Origin of the sequence: Saccharopolyspora karakumensis (assembly GCF_004349225.1) — a bacterium.
In the GTDB taxonomy this organism is placed as follows: Bacteria; Actinomycetota; Actinomycetes; order Mycobacteriales; family Pseudonocardiaceae; genus Saccharopolyspora; species Saccharopolyspora endophytica.
Map to the genome: position 1 here is coordinate 1 of NZ_SMLA01000129.1, position 976 is coordinate 976.

The following is a 976-nucleotide window of genomic DNA, read 5'->3' on the forward strand; positions in this document are numbered from 1 at the left end:
TGTTGCCGGTGTGGATCGGCGCGGCGATGGTCGTCGGTCTGCTGGCCGGTCGCTGGGTCCCCGGTTTGGGGTCTGCGCTGGACGCGGTGCAGATCGATGGTGTCTCGCTGCCGATCGCGCTGGGTCTGCTGGTGATGATGTACCCGGTGCTGGCCAAGGTCCGCTACGACCGGCTGGACACCGTCACCGGCGACAAGCGGTTGATGGTCTCGTCGTTGGTGCTGAACTGGGTGCTGGGCCCGGCGCTGATGTTCGCGCTGGCCTGGGTGTTCCTGCCCGACCTGCCGGAGTACCGGACGGGTCTGATCATCGTGGGCTTGGCGCGTTGCATCGCGATGGTCATCATCTGGAACGACCTGGCCTGTGGTGATCGCGAGGCGGCTGCCGTGCTGGTGGCGTTGAACTCGGTGTTCCAGGTGATCGCGTTCGCCGGGCTGGGCTGGTTCTACCTGTCGGTGCTGCCCGGGTGGCTGGGCCTGGATCAGGTGGGGCTGGAGGTCTCGGCGTGGGAGATCGCCAAGAACGTGCTGATCTTCCTGGGCGTCCCGCTCGTCGCCGGTTACCTCACGCGGAGGTTCGGGGAGCGGGCCAAGGGCCGTGAGTGGTACGAGTCCCGGTTCCTGCCCAAGATCGGTCCGGTCGCGTTGTACGGGCTGCTGTTCACCATCGTGATCCTCTTCGCGCTGCAGGGGGAGGCCATCACCTCCCGCCCGCTCGACGTCGTGCGGATCGCGCTGCCGCTGCTGGTGTACTTCGCGGTGATGTGGGCGGGTTCGTTCGGCCTGGGCAAGGTCATCGGCCTGAACTACGAGCGCTCGGCGACGCTGTCGTTCACCGCCGCGGGCAACAACTTCGAGCTGGCCATCGCGGTGGCGATCGCGACCTTCGGCGTCACCAGCGGTCAGGCCCTGGCCGGTGTGGTGGGTCCGCTGATCGAGGTGCCGGTCCTGGTCGGCCTGGTCTACGTCTCGCTGGC

Annotated in this window: 1 protein-coding gene; it reads left to right on the forward strand. The window is 67.5% G+C overall.

Annotation, left to right across the window (positions count from 1 at the left end; all coding sequences use genetic code 11):
- Nucleotides 1–2: 2 nt before the first annotated feature.
- On the forward strand, nt 3–976 hold a 974-nt coding region (gene arsB, locus E1202_RS31115; RefSeq protein ID WP_235879145.1), incomplete at its 3' end, for an ACR3 family arsenite efflux transporter.